The organism is Lacinutrix sp. MEBiC02595 (genome assembly GCF_053601555.1).
Genome location: NZ_JBSHNU010000109.1, coordinates 1 through 275 on the forward strand (window position 1 = coordinate 1; position 275 = coordinate 275).

1 protein-coding gene is annotated in these 275 nt (G+C 45.1%); it reads left to right on the plus strand.

Annotated features, from left to right (window positions below; translation table 11 throughout):
* A partial coding sequence (locus tag ACVCZW_RS00545; RefSeq protein WP_452231368.1) for a hypothetical protein occupies positions 1–275 on the plus strand: 275 nt, incomplete at both ends.

Here is a 275-nt window from a genome sequence, read left to right on the forward strand (position 1 = left end):
TTGCTGATTTAGATGGTGATGCCGTATTAGACGCAGGCGAGCCAACAGCAACTACAGCAGCAGATGGAACTTATACTATAGAAGGTGTACCAGCCGGAACAGTAGATATCCAAGTGGATGAATCAACTTTACCAACTGGATCAACATTAACAGAAGGAACAGAGCCAACAGAGGTAACCGTACCAGTAAGTGGAACAGTTGCAGCAGGAACAGATGGTTATACTACAGCTGGAACCGTAACCGGAACCGTATATAACGATGAAGATGGTGATGGA